The organism is Geomonas limicola (assembly GCF_014193675.1).
GTDB lineage: Bacteria > Desulfobacterota > Desulfuromonadia > Geobacterales > Geobacteraceae > Geomonas > Geomonas limicola.
This window is the reverse complement of record NZ_BLXZ01000003.1, coordinates 729,421-745,000: the sequence shown is the minus strand read 5'-3', so window position 1 is coordinate 745,000 and position 15,580 is coordinate 729,421. Positions and strand designations below refer to the sequence as shown.

The window sequence follows — 15,580 nt, the reverse complement described above, 5'->3', positions numbered from 1 at the left end:
AAACCTTGTCACCGAAAACCCAAGGTTTCCTACGTAAAGGTAATCTGCGTAGGGTTAGTCGGTCCCTAAGGCGAGGCCGAAAGGCGTAGTTGATGGGAAACAGGTTAATATTCCTGTACCACCTGTTGTTGCGATGGGGGGACGGAGAAAGGTAGACGATCCAGGCGCTGGTTGTCCTGGTTTAAGGCCGTAGGCGTGGGAAGGAGGCAAATCCCTTTCCCTTTAACGCTGAGAGCTGATGACGAGGGGGTATCCCCGTAAAGTCGTTGATCCTATGCTTCCAAGAAAAGCCTCTAAGCTTCAGACAGCAGGTGACCGTACCGTAAACCGACTCAGGTGGGTGAGGATAAATGTCCTAAGGTGCTTGAGAGAACACTGGTTAAGGAACTCGGCAAAATGATACCGTAACTTCGGGAGAAGGTATGCCCTTTTAGGTGATGAGACTTGCTCTCTGAGCTAAAAAGGGTCGCAGAGAAATGGCGGTAGCGACTGTTTACTAAAAACATAGGACTCTGCAAAGTCGCAAGACGACGTATAGGGTCTGACGCCTGCCCGGTGCCGGAAGGTTAAGGGGATTTGTTAGCCGCAAGGTGAAGCTTTGAACCGAAGCCCCGGTAAACGGCGGCCGTAACTATAACGGTCCTAAGGTAGCGAAATTCCTTGTCGGGTAAGTTCCGACCTGCACGAATGGCGTAACGATTTCCGCGCTGTCTCAACCAGTGGCTCAGCGAAATTGAATTCTCGGTGAAGATGCCGAGTACCCGCGGTAAGACGGAAAGACCCCGTGCACCTTTACTACAGCTTGACAGTGACATTCGAATAAGTTTGTGTAGGATAGGTGGGAGGCTTTGAAGCTGGGACGCCAGTCTCGGTGGAGCCAACCTTGAAATACCACCCTGGTTTGTTTGGATGTCTAACCCAGGTCCGTCATCCGGATCGGGGACACTGTCTGGTGGGTAGTTTGACTGGGGCGGTCGCCTCCCAAAGAGTAACGGAGGCGCGCGAAGGTTCCCTCAGGCTGATTGGAAACCAGCCGTAGAGTGTAAAGGCATAAGGGAGCTTGACTGCGAGACCAACAAGTCGAGCAGGTACGAAAGTAGGTCTTAGTGATCCGGCGGTTCTGTATGGAAGGGCCGTCGCTCAACGGATAAAAGGTACGCCGGGGATAACAGGCTGATCTCCCCCAAGAGTTCACATCGACGGGGAGGTTTGGCACCTCGATGTCGGCTCATCGCATCCTGGGGCTGAAGTAGGTCCCAAGGGTTTGGCTGTTCGCCAATTAAAGCGGTACGCGAGCTGGGTTTAAAACGTCGTGAGACAGTTTGGTCCCTATCTACCGTGGGCGTAGGATACTTGAGAAGAGTTGACCTTAGTACGAGAGGACCGGGTTGAACGTACCTCTGGTGTTCCAGTTGTTCCGCCAGGAGCAGTCGCTGGGTAGCTATGTACGGAAAGGATAACCGCTGAAAGCATCTAAGCGGGAAGCCTCCTTCAAGATTAGGTATCCCCGGGAGCAATCCCCTAAAGGCCCGTTGTAGACCACAACGTTGATAGGCTGGGTGTGTAAGCGCAGCAATGCGTTCAGCTTACCAGTACTAATCGGCCGTGAGGCTTGACCATAAAAATTATTTTAGAGGGGGGTGGACCTCCACCCCCCGATTATCGAAGCTGTCAGCATACAAAAACCCTACAGTGAAACGAAAACTATGCGATTGTGAGAAACGATACGCGAGGAAGCGTCACAGCTTCCAAGCCAAGAGTTTCTCTGTGGCAATGCCGAGAGGGTCACACCTGTTCCCATCCCGAACACAGAAGTTAAGCCTCTCTGGGCCGATGGTACTGCATGGGAAGCTATGTGGGAGAGTAGGTCGCCGCAGGGAATTTAATTGAAAAGCCCCGCTGAGAAATCAGCGGGGCTTTTCGTATTTCAGATCCAAGGAAGAGCCGGGCAGGTCTCGAACCGCATGTTACACCGTGACCGGTTCGGTTTTCTTGTAGAAGAGAAAACGGTAGGATCTTCGTTTACCCAGTTCTGAATAGCCAAAAAGGCGATGGGTCCAGAGTGCCGGAAGGTTGTCCTTCTCGTAGAAACCGTAGACTCGGTCATGCCCGCTTTTTCTCAGGTGGTTTAACGCGTTGGCCAGTAAATAGTTTGTGGTTACTTTGCCACGCGAATCTGGAATCACATACATGTCGAACATGTATGCTTCCCGATCGTCCTGGCAATTGATGCCGAGCCACGGAAGGTCTGGATGTAACGGGTTCTTTTTAGTCTGTTTCGGGGTCGCGCACCAGATGTCCCCTATTATTTCGCCATCGCAAGCTACTGCATAGGCATAATACCCCGCCTTGTTGTTGACACTCAACTTTAGGCGCCGGCTTGGAGTCTTCATCATCCTTTCAGCAAGTCCCAGGTTTCTTTGATCGACCACCAGAAATTCGAGGCCGTTCGTCTCTTCGGACTTTATCTTTTTGATGTCTGACAGATCATTGTAGACAGGTATCACAATGTTGTCGTTGAAGAGGCATTTCCCAACGGTTTTTTTGACTGCCTCAGTCAGCGATTTTTGCCTGGCCTCTTCAAGGAACTGATGGAATCTGATCCGCAGCATACTGAACATTGGTCTTCTCCTCAAAAATCAGAGATCTTGGATTGATACTTGCGTATTTGATGAAGTCATCTTCGATCCGCCTGCCTTTGACCCTTAGCGCATGCAGGGTAAGGATCACCGATTCCCACTGCGGTGCATAGAGCGCATCAGAGCCAAAGAGGATTCGGTTGGCCGGTAGGTGCTCGATCACCACTTTCAGCGGTTCAAAGGTGAGCCCAGAAATGTCGACAAAAAGGTTGTCATGGGTACTGAGCATGTTTTTCAGCAGGGGCAACCCCTCGGTGAGGATATCGCTCATCGTACAACGGTGAAATCCGGCATGGGCTATGATCACTGGCGTTCCAGAACAGGAGAAATTAATCCTTTTCAAGTTCTCCAGCGCGGCGCAGTTGGTTCGCTTTCCTCCCCAATAGGGATTGTTCCGGCCGCTGTGGATAATGAGGGGGAGACGGCATTGGCCGCAGGCCCTGACCAGTTCGGCCAGCCATTGTTTCCGGGCCATCCTGCTTAAGTCGATTCCCGTGACCACGGGATGGCACTTAATCGCCTTGATGTTAAATCTTACCTGTTGGCTCAGAATGTAATCTCGCAGCCCGTCGGTCGGAACCGAACCTGGGACGCTGCCCGCAATGGCAAAACGTCTCTGATCTGAATAGTACTCGGTCACCCAGCGTAGGCGGTTTTCAAACTGAGTCGCGCTGCTCGACTCTGAGGCTACCGGCAATAGGAGTACCTTGTCGATCCCGCCAAGCTCCATCTGGTCTGAAAATACTTTCTCCCCTACAAATGAATAGACCTTTTTTAACAGCATGACTGAGATATCTTGCAGCCGGATTGATTTGCTGTCGTTGCCGAGGTCCGTAAGCTCCGGAAATCGAAAATGATAGATCGAGGGGGTGCTGTAACCTTTTCCATCGAGGCTCAGCACTCCTGGCGCAGACGCCGAATCCTGGTAGGTAAACCGATCGAAGAGGACTTCATACGGGTGCACGTGGACATCGTAGAGGCGGTGGTGCTGCTTTATGCCCGCGAGAATCCCGAGATAGGCCGCGCAGGTTTCCGGGGGCAGCGTTTTCACAGGATTTCACCCTTGCCGGCAACCTGTACGGCATTTTGATAGAGCTGGCGCAACGCACCGCGGTCCGTTTTGCCGCGATCATTGAGTGGCATTTCGGCCAGCGGGATGATCCGTTTGGGGAGCATGTACGAGGGGACTGCCCGGCCCAACTCCTCCATAACGGAGTCCGGGTCAAGGAGGTTGGGACCGGCCATGAAGGCCACCAGTTCGGGGACCTCGCTTTGGGTCGTGTCGCAGAGGACCACTGCGGCCTGGTGGATGCTGTCCTGGGTCAGCATGGCCTGTTCGATCTCGTACAGCTCGATCCGGTACCCCATGAATTTGACCTGGAAGTCCTTCCTCCCCAGGTACTCGAGCCAGCCGTCGTGCCTCAGCCTTGCCAAGTCCCCCGTGCGGTAGATCCGGTCGTTCTGGGTACAACCGAGGGGATTTCTGACGAATGCGCGTGCGGTTTTCTCCTCGTCGCCCCAATACCCCATGCTGAGGCCTGAACCGCGTATGCAGAGTTCTCCGGCTTCCCCGATGTCTGCCAGTGAGTTATCCTCGGTCAGAATGAAAATCTCGGTATTGGCGCAGGGCTTCCCGATAGGGATCGGTTCGCTGGGAGAACCCGGTAGTTGCTCGACAGAGTAGCAGGAGGAAATTCCGGTTGCTTCGGTTGGGCCGTAGACGTTGTAGAAGCGCTTGTTCGGGTAGTGCTGCATCCAGTTGATCAGGTGCTTGGTGGCCAGAACCTCGCCGCCAAAGAGTACCTTCTGCAGGGACGGTATGCGGTCCTTGCGCAACGAGTTGGTACTGGACAGGTACATGAGTAGCGACGAGACACCTTTCCAGACGGTTACCCTTTCCTCCTCGATCAGATCGAACAGTTTGTGGGGGAACAGCAATAACCGCTCTGGTGCGATGCAGAGGGTTGCTCCCGCTTTGAGTGTCGCAAAGATGTCGAACGTCGACATGTCGAAGTGGAAGGGTGCAGTCCCTAGAACACGATCTGTGCTGGTGATGGCAAAATATTCGACCGCCCAGTCGATGTAGTTGAGGATGTTGAGGTGGGAGATGGCGACGCCCTTGGGACTTCCCGTGGATCCTGAGGTGTAGAGGATGTAGGCGGCGTCGGCATCGATGTTCCGGTATGCCGGCGCGGGGACCGCATCGAGTGGCATGTCCTCGAGGAGGGTGCGCGGTAGGTCGCCGGAGCTCTGGCTGGAGACCCCGCAGACCACCAGATGTCGGACCGAACCCATGTGCGCCTTAACCCCGTCCAGTACCGGCAGGGCTGCGTCGTCGCAGATTATGGCGCTGGGACGGCAGTCGCGGATGACCTTTAGAATGCGCTCGATGGGGGCTTTCGAGTCCAGCGGCACGTAGATGGCGTCCGCCTTGAGGATGCCGAGGATCGCCATTACGACCTGTGCCGAGCGTTTCATGCAGATTGCCACCCGGTCCTGCCTGCGCACCCCGTGCGATACCAGGCAGTGGGCGATCCTGTTGGCATCGCGGTACAACTGCCCGTAGGTCATGGAACGCTGATCATCGACGACGGCAACCTGGTCCGGGTTGGCCCGCCACGCCTCATCCAAGTAGGTCTGTACGAGATACCTGCCCATTTAGATCCCCAGCATACGTGCTATGATGTTGCGCTGCATCTCGGAGGTGCCCGAGTAGATGGTGGCCGCCACACTGTCTCTTAAATCCCGTTCCAGGTCGCACTCTTGCATATAGCCGTAACCGCCATGCACCTGGATGGCATCGAGGCAGGCGCTCTTCAGGCTCTCGCTGACAAACAGCTTGCCCAGCGATGCCTCGAGAGTCGCCCGCTTCCCCTGATCCTTGAGCCAGGCCATCTTGTAGAGTATCAGCCTGCCGAGTTCGAGGTTAAGCTTCATGGTGCCGATCTTGTTAGAGACGGACTGGTTCTTGCCGATCTCTTTGCCGAACTGCTTGCGTGTCTTCACGTAAGCGATGCTCTTTTCGAGGATGCGCTCCAACGTTCCCAGGTGCGCTGCGGTCATGAGAGCACGCTCCCACTCGATCCCCTCATTGAAGATGAACATGCCGTGCCCGCTTTTGCCGAGCTGCAACTCCTCGGTTACGCAGACCGAGTCGAAGAACATCTCGCAGTTCTGCAGGGTACGCAGCCCCATCTTCTGCAGCGGCTTTCCCATGCTGTAACCCGGTGCAGATTTTTCCACCAAGAAACAGGAGATTTCACCGAAGGCGGATTTACCTGAACCGCACCTGGCGAAGACGATGATGAGATCCGCGAGCGGACCGTTGGATATGAAGACCTTCCCGCCGGACAAAAGCCAGCCAACCCCGTTCCCCTCGAGGCGTGTGCGCATGGAGAGAACATCGGAGCCGGCATCCGGCTCGGTGATGGACTGGGCGGCGATCAGTTCCCCGGAAGAGAGTCTGGCGAGGTACTTGTCCTTTTGGGGCGCCGAGCCATACAGGTTGAGCAGCACGATGCAGCACAACTGGGTGACAATGGCGTGGACCAGGCCGCTGTCCTCGCATCCGTAGCTAAGGGCCTCGAGCGAATGTACCGTGGTTACCAGGTCCTCGCCCAGACCGCCGTACGCCTCGGGAGTCAGCAGGGAGATCATGCCCATCTCGGCACACTTGCGCCAGTTTTCCAGGGGGAAGACCCCTGCCTGGTCGTTTTCGCGTACCTGGTCGTTCAGTTCACGCCGTGCAAAGTCAACGATGCTCTCGCGCTGGAGTAGTTGGGTGTCGGTAAAAGAGAAGTCCATGTTCAGGCCCCTTGTGTGGCTCGCTTTCTCTCGATGAGCGAATTTATGGACATGATGGAGGTGAAGTTCTCCAAAGTGAGGTCCTCGTCGGAGATCTTCACGGCGTAGTTGTTCTCCAGGAAAAGAATCAGTTTCATAATCCCCAGCGAGTCGAGGATCTCTGTCTCAATAAGGTCGTCGGTTGCTCCGAGCTTTCCAGTGAACTTCCCCCTCGCCAGGTCGGTTTTGATGAACTCGATGAGCTTGGCGTCATCTTGCATGATGATTCTCCTGTACTGAGCGTGGTGATCTGCCGATAACGATAGAACCAGCCTGCCTCGAACCACTCGTTCGTGGTGCTACGTCGTATTGGTGAAGCCAGAGGGAGGCGGCCGTTAAGCGCGGCTGTCTGTGACGTGAAAGATTAAGAAATTATAACCAGGACCGATTGTAGCGTGAAAAGAGGAGAAGTCAAAGGGCCGGGTGCCAAAGGCATAGCGGACCGTTGACGGAGTATCGAAGGGCGAGATTGAGCGGGGTTGGGGGGCTGAGGCATCGGCTGAGTTTGGAACAGTCAGGAGCGGCTCACGCCGCTTCTGTTTAGTAGAGAAAAAAATTGATCTTTCAGGGGAAGGCGCTATAGTGTACCTTCACAGCGTTACCAGGTTGTTAGCCTTAAGCCAGTTAACAGCCCCTGCGTCAGCAGCATCCCCCGATTGATCCATCCAAGGAATTCCGGCCCACATGACCCAAGCCAGAATACTGATTATCGCGAAAGATCCCGAAGCAGGGCACGCCTACGCAGAAGCGCTGCGTGAGATACATGTCGACTATGATATCGCCGGTTCGTTCACTGAAATGGCGGAACTCGCCACCGATAACTCCTATAACGGTCTGCTGGTCGACATACTGACCCTGGTACGCAGCTCTAAAGAGGAAAAGGTCGTCGCCTACGAGTGTTTCAACTTGTACCCGGTCCTCAGGGTGAAGTGGGAGAACAAGAAAAAGAAGATCAACCTGAGCCCCCTGGAGCAGGCCTTCTCACCTGACACCGCCTCGGCACTGAAGTTCTTCGTCCAGAGCCGGTGCATTCCGTTCCCCGCCAGGCCCTTGCGGCGGTACAACCGAAAGAACTACAATCTTAACGTGCTGCTTTCCCCGGACGGCCGCTTCGCCGACGAGAACACCCTCAAGACCTTCACCCTGAACATTTCCCTGGGGGGCGCATTTCTGCACAGCACCCACGATTTCGCCCAAGGTGAGACAGTCTGGCTGCGCTTTGTCGAATACCCGGATCATGAGCCGATCCGAGCCTCGGTGCGCTGGTACTTGGAGTGGGGGCAGTCGCGTTCGATTCCTGGTTTGGGAGTGAGGTTCGAGGGGCTCAGCGAAGCGCAGGAGCACCTGGTGAAACTCATTGCAAACGGCTAGCGTTTCGTTGCACATTCGTTTTTGAAGCGGTGCAGCAGAATTGACAGCAGCTACAACGACAAGGTCGGCCCGCGGGGGCCGGCTTTTTTTGTGGGGAAACTATGTGTCTCATTTTGATGGCCTACCGGCAGCACCCTCGTTACCCCTTGATCATTGCGGCAAATCGCGACGAGTTCTACGAGCGTCCCACCCGGCAGGCAGGGTTTTGGGAGGAATCCCCCGACTTGCTGGCCGGGCGCGACCTCTTGCGTGGTGGGACCTGGCTCGGTGTGAACCGTGACGGGCGCATTGCTGCCCTCACCAACTACCGGGAACCGCACCAGCCGGACCCGACGGCCCCCTCCCGGGGCGATCTGGTCAGCGACTTCCTCAACGGCACACCGGATCCCCAGGCATACCTGGAGCGGCTCAGAAGGGAGGGGGGGAGCTACCACGGGTTCAACCTGATCTTCGGCACCCCCGATGCCCTGAGCTGCTACTCGAACCGAAGCGGAGAGGTGGTCCGGGTCGAGCCGGGATTCCACGGCCTGAGTAACCGGCTCTGGGACACGCCGTGGCCCAAGGTCGTGCGGGGCAAGAGCGCACTGCGGGGCCTGTTGCAGCAGGAGAACGTGGCTCCAGAGGCACTTCTGGACCTGCTGCACGACCGGACGCCGGCTCCGGACGAGGACCTGCCCGAGACCGGTGTCGGCCTGGAATGGGAACGCCTGCTGGCGCCGATGTTCATTGCCAGCGAGCGTTACGGTACACGCTCCTCGACCGCAATCCTCGTCGATTACAAGGGGACGCTTACCTTTGCGGAGCGGCGTTACGAGGGGGGTGACGCCGACGAGGTGGAGTTCACCTTCGAACTGAGCTGACCCTTGGTCTCAAGGTACGCAAAGACAAAGACGCCCGCCGGAGGTTCCGACGGGCGTCTTTATTGGTGGCCTCCTGAGAGACTTCGCCTGTTACTGGTACTGGATGTAGAGCGGTTTCGGGTTGAGCTTCAGCACGTCCGCAGGGGTGAGCAGCGGATCCCCCTTCTTGGTGTCGTTGTGGTAGAACAGCTTGAACCCGGTGTATTCGACCGGCTCGGACACGACGTAGTCTTTGTACGAATCGCGCTTGAGCCAGGGGGCGCCCCAGCCGTCCATGTTCATGACGATCTGCACCTCGGGGCGCAGCACGATGTTTTTGGAGTTGGTCACGCCGTTACGGGTGAAGCGGTGCACGATGAAGACCTTCGGCGGGAGGTTGTACTTCTTCACCAGGTCCCGGAGATATCCCGAGGCGTAGTTGATGTCGGTGGCGTCATAGGTGCCGATCTTGGTCCCGGGGCGTTTCTTGCTCGAGATCAGGTTGAACTCGGGGTCGATGCCGAGATGCACATCGGGGTTTTTCAGGAGCCACTCGAAGCGCGGCAGCAGCGCCCGGATGTTGTCGTGGCCGGTCTGGATGTCGATGAACAGGATGGCACCGGACTCCTTGGCCCAGCCGTAAACCTTGTTGATGACCTCGTCGGGCATCACCATCCGGTAGAGGCCTGCCTTCCCCGGTTCGCCCTGGGCGACCACGGCGATAAGGTGCAACGCCGGTTGTACCGGGTGGGACGGATCGGCCTTCTGCCAATTGGCCACTTCACGTTTGAGTTTTTGCAGCATCTCGTCCTTGGGGAACTCACCCAGGGCGCCCATCCGCTTGGAGAGGGGGTTCCCGTAGTAGGCCACGATCCTTTTCTGGGGGAGGATGGAGCCAGGCAGCGTGGCAGGAGCCTTCACCGGCCACCCCTTGCGCGCTGCGAAGTCCGGGTCCTCGCCCGCGAGGTACTTCCTGGCGGGGGCCGCCTGCGCTGCGCCACCCTTGGCCCCATTCTTCTTGGATTTTTTCCCGGCGCTACTTGCCTGGTTGAAGGTTGCTGCAGCAGCAGGGGCTGCAGGAGCGGTCGCTGTTGCGGGAACGTTCGGTGCGGTTGCGGGGGGCGCTGCCTGCTGCCCGGGAGCCGGAGCCGGCACGGAGCCCGCGGGAGCCTGCCCTGCCAGTGACTGGGGAGCCTGTTGGGCGCTGCTGGAAATGGGCTGTTTCAGGGTCTCTGCCGAAGCGGGTTTGGCTGTCGGCTTGGCGTCTTTACACCCGGAGAGGGCGAGCGGCATGGCAAGCAGTGAGCAGAGCAGGAGGGCCAGGGCCCTGGGGGTAGTGTGCAGATACTTCACGTAGACTCCTTAAGTAAAGGGATGACCAAGGACGTCAGCGCAGCACGCGCCGCTTGACTGCAGAACTGCCGCGGGGCTGTCTGGTTTATGACCTTGGCCATCTTCTGATGTTTGACGACTGGTAAGGTTTGTTGCGAACAACCGGGTCAGCCAGGGAGGAGCGCCCGTGAGCGCCGCCGATGAGGTGCGGGCTGCCATTTTTGCACCGGTTCACCCGCTAAAGGTTCAGGCTTTCGGTACTTTAACCTTTTTGCCGGTGTGCTGTCAACAAAAGAGGGGGATCTTTTTTACCCGTCCGAGGGCTCACGGTGCGCCAGCGGTGCGCCTCACCGCAAAAGCTGAATATTGGGTCAGTGTAATTAGCTGGGGTTATGTTTCCGGCTCTCGTTGTGGTGGTTCTCTGACGAGGGGTGCGAACCTTTGGAAATTATCAAAGCATTGTTCCTACTTGCACAATAATGACCATTGACTGGATCTTGTTTCGGATGGTATGCTCACGCCTCGGCTGACTCTATGGAATGCTGTATAGTAGCGCTGGCAGGAAAAATTTAATTGAATTCAGGAGGTGTCTGGTGAGTAAGAGATTGAGCATGGTGTTGAGCTTCCTCGCGGTTTCCCTGATGTGTGCTGCAACTGTTTTTGCGGCCGCTCCCCAGGGCAAGGTGGTGATCGGTATTTCCAAGATCGTTTCGCACCCGGCTCTGGACGCGGTGGTGAAAGGTGTGCAGGATGAGCTGGCAGCCGCCAAGGTCAACGCGACCTTCGACGTCCAGAACGCCAACGGCGATATGAACGCCGCCGCCTCCATCGCCAACAAGTTCCAGTCCGAGAAGGTGACCCTGGCCGTTGGTGTTGCCACTCCGACCGCCCAGGCGCTGGTCAATACCCTGAAGAACACCCCCATCGTCTTCTCTGCGGTAACCGACCCGGTCAAGGCCGGCCTGGTGACCTCCCTGAAAAAAGGTGACAAGAACGTCACCGGTGTTTCCGACATGACCCCGGTCAAGCAGCAGATCGAGCTGTTGATGAAGATGAAGAAGATCAAGCGTCTGGGCCATATCTACACCAGCTCCGAAGAGAATGCGGTGGTGCTGGCGAATATCGTGAAGCAGGTCTGCAAGGAGATGAACATCGAGTTCGTCGAGGCCACCGTCACCAAGTCGGCCGAAGTGAAACAGGCAACCGAGTCGATCATCCGCCGCGTCGATGCGATCTACATCTCCACTGACAACACCGTGGTCTCCGCCCTGAGCGCCGTGACCGATGTTGCCACGAAGCACAAGGTCCCCGTGATGTCCGCCGATCCGAGCTCCTCGGAAACCTACGACGTCCTCGCCGCCTGGGGCTTCGACTACTACAAGATGGGCCGCGCTACCGGAAAGCTGGTCATCGAGATCCTCAAAGGGAAGAAACCCGAGCAGATCCCGACCCGCTTCATGACCAAGGCTTCCGACGTGGACCTGATGGTCAACCTGGACGTCGCCAAGAAGCTGGGGATCAAGGTTCCCGCCGGCTTGGTGAAGGACGCCAACACCGTGAAGGAAAACGGCAAGCTGACCAAGAAGCAGGCGAAGTAACTCCTGCCACTGGCGCATCGGGTACCCTGGGTATCCAGTCGCTTCCAGGTATCACCCCGGACGTACGTTAACGCCCGGCAGCCCTCTTGGGTTGCCGGGCCGTAGTTATTTTAAGACAAAAGGGTAAACGGTTTCGCTATGATAGAAGGAATTTTCGTAGAAGGTCTTATCTACGGCATTATGGTCCTCGGCGTCTTCATCTCCTTCCGTATCCTTGATTTCCCCGATCTGACGGTTGATGGCTCTTTCCCCCTGGGTGCGGCCCTCATGGTGCAGTGCCTGCTCATGGGGATGAACGGCTGGCTCGCGCTTCTGGTCGCCTTTACCGGCGGCGTGGTCGCCGGGATGATCACCGCCGTGATTCACAACCACCTGAAGGTGCCCAACCTGCTGGCCGGTATTCTCACCATGACCATGCTCTACTCGGTCAATATCCGCATCCTGGGCAACCGGGCCAACGTGCCGATCCTGAAGCACGAGACCCTGCTCACCCAGGTCACCGACAAGCTCACCGGCATCGTGCCGGACGACTACATCCTGCTGGTGTTCTTCCTCGTGGTGGCCCTGGCCGTCAAGGTGCTGCTGGACCTCTTCTTCAGGACCGACCTGGGACTTACCATGGGGGCGATGGGGAACAACGAGCAGATGGTGATCTCGCAGGGGGTCGATCCCCGCACCCTGAAGACCGTCGGCGTCGGCCTCTCCAACGGTCTGGTGGCCCTCTCCGGCGCCTTCGCCGCCCAGTACCTGGGCTTCGCCGATGTCGGTCTCGGGCAGGGGATCATCGTCTCGGGCCTGGCCTCGGTGATGATCGGCGAGTTCCTGGTGATGAAGAGCAACCGCATCGGGGTGCTTACCTTCTGCGCCCTGGCCGGCTCCATCCTGTTCTACGCCGTCATGTACCTTGGCCGCTACTACGGCTACGTGATCCACATGACCCCGAGCGACCTGAACCTGATCAAGGGGATCCTGATCATCTGCCTGTTGATCCTGACCCAGTTCACCAAGCTCAAGAAAATCGGAATTAAGGCGGTGGCTGCAAAATGATAGAACTCAAGAACGTTTCCATCGTCTTCAACCAGGGGACGGTCAACGAGAACCAGGCGCTTTCCAATATCAACCTGAAGGTTAAGGAAGGCGACTTCATCACCATCATCGGCAGCAACGGCGCGGGCAAGTCGACGCTGTTCAACACCATCGCCGGCACCTACCTCCCCAGCCGCGGCGAGATCCTGGTGAATGACCGCAACGTGACCCGCGACCCGGAGTACAAGCGCGCCCAGTACATCGGCCGCATCTTCCAGAACCCCACGCTCGGCACGGCGAGCAACATGAGTCTGGAAGACAACATGATGATCACCTACAAAAAGGGCTTCAAGTGGCTCAAGCGCAGCCTGAACAACAGGATGCGTGAGTACTTCAAGACCGAACTGGTGCAGCTGCGCATGGGGCTCGAGGACCGGATGAAGGAGAACCTGGTGATGTTCTCCGGAGGGCAGCGCCAGGCGATCACCCTTTTGATGATGGTGCTCTCGAAGCCGGCCCTGATCCTTTTGGACGAGCACACGGCCGCGCTCGACCCGAAGAACGCCGAGATCATCCTGGAGCTCACCAACAAGTTCATCAAGGAGCAGAAGCTGACCTCCATGATGATCACCCACAACATGAGTCACGCCATCGAGTTCGGCAACCGCCTGCTCATGATGGACAAGGGCGAGATCATCTTCGATATCGAGGGCGAGGCCAAAAAGGCGCTTACCGTGGAGAAGCTGATCCAGAAGTTCCACGAACTGCGCCACAAGAGTTTCGAGAACGACCGTACCCTGTTGTCGGAGGAGTAGGGTCTCGTGTCGGCCGACGCTTCGCGAGCCGACCTGAACGAGCATAAGACGTGGAAAAGGGCGAGCCTTAGGTTCGCCCTTTTCTTTTGCCGACTCTTCCGGCACGACGTTGCGCTCCGGTTCGATGGCCCCATATGTAATTTCCGGCAGTTCAAATGCCGGTGGCCGAACTCCATAAACAGTTGACAGTTGGGGCAGGGGCGTTGTATGAGGAATAACTTTTTTGTGAATACGGCAGTGCAAGGACTGGGGAAACATGATCAAGATCGACTTTGAAAAGATGGGCGGATTGATCCCGGCGGTTATCCAGGACGCCGAGAGTGGCGAAGTACTGATGGTGGCATTCATGGACGAGAAGACCCTGAACCTCACCCTGGAGTCCGGCAAGACCTGGTTCTTCAGCCGTACCAGAAACAAGTACTGGATGAAGGGCGAAGAGTCCGGCAACACCCAGGACGTGGTCGAGGTGCTCACCGACTGCGACGCGGACACCGTGGTCATCAAGGTGAAGCAGAACGGCCCCGCCGCCTGCCACACCGGCAACCGGAGCTGCTTCTACGTGAAGTACGAAAACGGCACCTGGGTCGAGCACTCCAACCCGCTCTTCGATCCCGCGCAGGTCTACAAAAAATAATCCCGATTAGCCACGGAGGCACGGAGGTCACGGAGAGAACAAAGCGGGCAACCGCGAGCTGATGCCGCCTTGCGGTTTTCCTCTCTCGACGGTTTTTTCCGGGTGCTCCGTGTCTCTGTGGCATTCGATTTTAGGAGTTTCTATGGAAAACGTACTGAAACTGGGTATCCCGAAAGGAAGTCTGGAAACAGCAACCGTAGAGCTTTTCAAGAAGGCGGGGTGGCAGATTGGCATCTCGTCACGCAGCTACTTTCCGACCATCGACGATGACGAGATCAAGTGCTCCCTAATGCGCCCTCAGGAGATGGCGAAGTACGTGGAGCGCGGCACCATCGACGTCGGCATCGCCGGTCGCGACTGGGTGCGGGAGAACGAGTCGGATGTCTTCGAGTTGTGCGAGATGGTGTACTCGAAGGTTTCGCGCCGTCCGGCCCGCTGGGTGCTGGTGGTAAACGGCGACTCCAAGGTGCAGGGGCCCGAAGACCTGAGTGGCGCGACAATCTCCACCGAGCTGGTCGGATTTACCAAGCGCTACTTCGCCGAGCGCAACATCCCGGTCAACGTCGAGTTCTCCTGGGGTGCCACCGAGGCGAAGGTGGTGGAGGGGCTTTGCGACGCAATCGTCGAGGTGACTGAGACCGGATCAACCATCAAGGCCAACGGGCTGCGCATCGTGTGCGAGCTGATGGAGTCGGTGCCGGTGATGATCGTCAACAAGGCGGCCTGGGCCGATCCCTGGAGACGTACGAAGATCGAGCAGATTGCCACCCTGCTGCAGTCGGCGCTGCGTGCCGAGGGGATGGTAGGCCTCAAGATGAACGCCCCCGGTGATCGCGTTGCCGCCATCACGGAGATCATCCCCAGTCTGAACCACCCGACCGTGGCACACCTGCACAACTCGGACTGGGTCTCCATCGAAAGCATCATGCCCGAAAAGGAAGTGCGCCGCATCGTCCCGGAACTGCTGAAGCTCGGTGCCGAGGGGATTGTGGAGTACTCGCTCAACAAGATTATCTGATCTAACTATTCGAAAATATAGGTTTTTAATATTAGGAAAAGGTCAAAGCAGGATATAAAAGCAGAGATTTTCGACGATAAAAGAATAAAATCATTCTAAAAGTCCGGCCATCGCGTGGTGATGTGCCGGACTTTTTTTTTGTACTGTAGCCGTTTTTATGCGGACCCAATTAGTGCCGTTCGGGTTCTCCAGCACCAGGTTGTAGAAGGCGTCTCCCTCCGGTGTCGCTCGTGCTGATCCGAAAATGCGTCTCGATGTACTGCTGCACCGTCTCTTCGGAATACCGCACCGCCCCCTTTGTGCTCATCTTGACAAAGGGGATCCCGCCCCCCTCCCAGCGCTTCCTGCGCAGCCAGTGTACCGACATCCCCACCATGACCGCCGTTTCCTTTTCCGTCATGAGTCTCGGCATAAGAGCCTCCCTTTACCACGTTGTATCGCGCTGCCTGGCAACGCTACCCGCTA

At 57.0% G+C, this 15,580-nt stretch carries 14 protein-coding genes and 2 rRNA genes (1 of these 16 cut by a window edge); 9 read left to right on the top strand and 7 right to left on the bottom strand.

Annotated elements, in window-relative coordinates; all coding sequences use genetic code 11:
• Positions 1-1,620 (top strand): 23S ribosomal RNA (locus H7688_RS10390) (it extends 1,335 nt beyond the left edge of the window).
• A gap of 143 nt (positions 1,621-1,763) precedes the next feature.
• A 5S ribosomal RNA gene (gene rrf, locus H7688_RS10385) occupies positions 1,764-1,880 on the top strand.
• An 87-nt stretch (positions 1,881-1,967) separates the two neighbouring features.
• Here rrf and H7688_RS10380 read toward each other — a convergent pair.
• Genes H7688_RS10380 through H7688_RS10360 form a run of 5 tightly spaced genes read right to left on the bottom strand, consistent with a single transcriptional unit; the run spans position 1,968 to position 6,703 of the window.
• The gene (locus H7688_RS10380) at positions 1,968-2,621 is read right to left on the bottom strand and encodes a GNAT family N-acetyltransferase (protein ID WP_183361008.1); all 654 of its coding nucleotides are present in this window, start codon (positions 2,619-2,621) and stop codon (positions 1,968-1,970) included.
• Complete coding sequence (locus tag H7688_RS10375) at positions 2,581-3,690, bottom strand: amidohydrolase family protein (protein WP_183361007.1); 1,110 nt, start codon at positions 3,688-3,690, stop codon at positions 2,581-2,583. The genes H7688_RS10380 and H7688_RS10375 overlap by 41 nt, the downstream gene beginning before the upstream one ends.
• Entirely contained in the window at positions 3,687-5,297 is a 1,611-nt protein-coding gene (locus H7688_RS10370) for an amino acid adenylation domain-containing protein (protein WP_183361006.1), read from the bottom strand. Before H7688_RS10370 ends, H7688_RS10375 begins: the two co-directional genes overlap by 4 nt.
• A complete protein-coding gene (locus H7688_RS10365) occupies positions 5,298-6,443 on the bottom strand; it encodes an acyl-CoA dehydrogenase family protein (protein WP_183361005.1) in 1,146 nt (381 codons plus the stop codon). It lies immediately after the preceding gene.
• A 2-nt stretch (positions 6,444-6,445) separates the two neighbouring features.
• On the bottom strand, positions 6,446-6,703 hold the full coding sequence (locus tag H7688_RS10360) for an acyl carrier protein (RefSeq protein ID WP_183361004.1): 258 nt from the start codon (positions 6,701-6,703) through the stop codon (positions 6,446-6,448).
• A 463-nt stretch (positions 6,704-7,166) separates the two neighbouring features.
• Between H7688_RS10360 and H7688_RS10355 the strand changes: the two genes are divergently transcribed.
• The gene (locus H7688_RS10355; RefSeq protein ID WP_183361003.1) at positions 7,167-7,853 is read left to right on the top strand and encodes a PilZ domain-containing protein; all 687 of its coding nucleotides are present in this window, start codon (positions 7,167-7,169) and stop codon (positions 7,851-7,853) included.
• A 101-nt stretch (positions 7,854-7,954) separates the two neighbouring features.
• Entirely contained in the window at positions 7,955-8,713 is a 759-nt protein-coding gene (locus H7688_RS10350) for an NRDE family protein (protein ID WP_183361002.1), read from the top strand.
• A 90-nt stretch (positions 8,714-8,803) separates the two neighbouring features.
• On the opposite strand, the gene H7688_RS10345 is transcribed toward H7688_RS10350, so the two are convergent.
• On the bottom strand, positions 8,804-10,045 hold the full coding sequence (locus H7688_RS10345) for a hypothetical protein (protein ID WP_183361001.1): 1,242 nt from the start codon (positions 10,043-10,045) through the stop codon (positions 8,804-8,806).
• 572 nt (positions 10,046-10,617) lie between these two features.
• Here H7688_RS10345 and H7688_RS10340 point away from each other — a divergent pair.
• The 5 genes from H7688_RS10340 to hisG all read left to right on the top strand — a co-directional run bounded on the left by H7688_RS10340 (position 10,618) and on the right by hisG (position 15,115).
• Positions 10,618-11,622, top strand: a complete 1,005-nt coding sequence (locus H7688_RS10340; protein ID WP_246329777.1) for an ABC transporter substrate-binding protein — start codon at positions 10,618-10,620, stop codon at positions 11,620-11,622.
• A gap of 138 nt (positions 11,623-11,760) precedes the next feature.
• Positions 11,761-12,669: an ABC transporter permease gene (locus H7688_RS10335; RefSeq protein ID WP_183361000.1), complete on the top strand. Its 909-nt coding sequence runs from the start codon at positions 11,761-11,763 to the stop codon at positions 12,667-12,669.
• Entirely contained in the window at positions 12,666-13,463 is a 798-nt protein-coding gene (locus H7688_RS10330; RefSeq protein ID WP_183360999.1) for an ABC transporter ATP-binding protein, read from the top strand. The genes H7688_RS10335 and H7688_RS10330 overlap by 4 nt, the downstream gene beginning before the upstream one ends.
• Positions 13,464-13,719: 256 nt before the next feature.
• The gene (gene hisI, locus H7688_RS10325) at positions 13,720-14,097 is read left to right on the top strand and encodes a phosphoribosyl-AMP cyclohydrolase (protein ID WP_183360998.1); all 378 of its coding nucleotides are present in this window, start codon (positions 13,720-13,722) and stop codon (positions 14,095-14,097) included.
• Between the two features lie 142 nt (positions 14,098-14,239).
• On the top strand, positions 14,240-15,115 hold the full coding sequence (hisG, locus tag H7688_RS10320; RefSeq protein WP_183360997.1) for an ATP phosphoribosyltransferase: 876 nt from the start codon (positions 14,240-14,242) through the stop codon (positions 15,113-15,115).
• A 169-nt stretch (positions 15,116-15,284) separates the two neighbouring features.
• Here hisG and H7688_RS10315 read toward each other — a convergent pair whose 3' ends face one another.
• A complete protein-coding gene (locus tag H7688_RS10315; protein ID WP_183360996.1) occupies positions 15,285-15,527 on the bottom strand; it encodes a helix-turn-helix transcriptional regulator in 243 nt (80 codons plus the stop codon).
• Between the last annotated feature and the right edge of the window lie 53 nt (positions 15,528-15,580).

Coding starts and splice junctions, on each gene's coding strand:
- H7688_RS10360 (WP_183361004.1), bottom strand. CDS start 6,703: ATGCAAGATGACGCCAAGCTCATCGAGTTCATCAAAACCGACCTGGCG.
- H7688_RS10315 (WP_183360996.1), bottom strand. CDS start 15,527: ATGCCGAGACTCATGACGGAAAAGGAAACGGCGGTCATGGTGGGGATG.
- H7688_RS10335 (WP_183361000.1), top strand. CDS start 11,761: ATGATAGAAGGAATTTTCGTAGAAGGTCTTATCTACGGCATTATGGTC.
- hisI (WP_183360998.1), top strand. CDS start 13,720: ATGATCAAGATCGACTTTGAAAAGATGGGCGGATTGATCCCGGCGGTT.
- H7688_RS10370 (WP_183361006.1), bottom strand. CDS start 5,297: ATGGGCAGGTATCTCGTACAGACCTACTTGGATGAGGCGTGGCGGGCC.
- H7688_RS10350 (WP_183361002.1), top strand. CDS start 7,955: ATGTGTCTCATTTTGATGGCCTACCGGCAGCACCCTCGTTACCCCTTG.
- H7688_RS10330 (WP_183360999.1), top strand. CDS start 12,666: ATGATAGAACTCAAGAACGTTTCCATCGTCTTCAACCAGGGGACGGTC.
- H7688_RS10380 (WP_183361008.1), bottom strand. CDS start 2,621: ATGTTCAGTATGCTGCGGATCAGATTCCATCAGTTCCTTGAAGAGGCC.
- hisG (WP_183360997.1), top strand. CDS start 14,240: ATGGAAAACGTACTGAAACTGGGTATCCCGAAAGGAAGTCTGGAAACA.
- H7688_RS10355 (WP_183361003.1), top strand. CDS start 7,167: ATGACCCAAGCCAGAATACTGATTATCGCGAAAGATCCCGAAGCAGGG.
- H7688_RS10365 (WP_183361005.1), bottom strand. CDS start 6,443: ATGGACTTCTCTTTTACCGACACCCAACTACTCCAGCGCGAGAGCATC.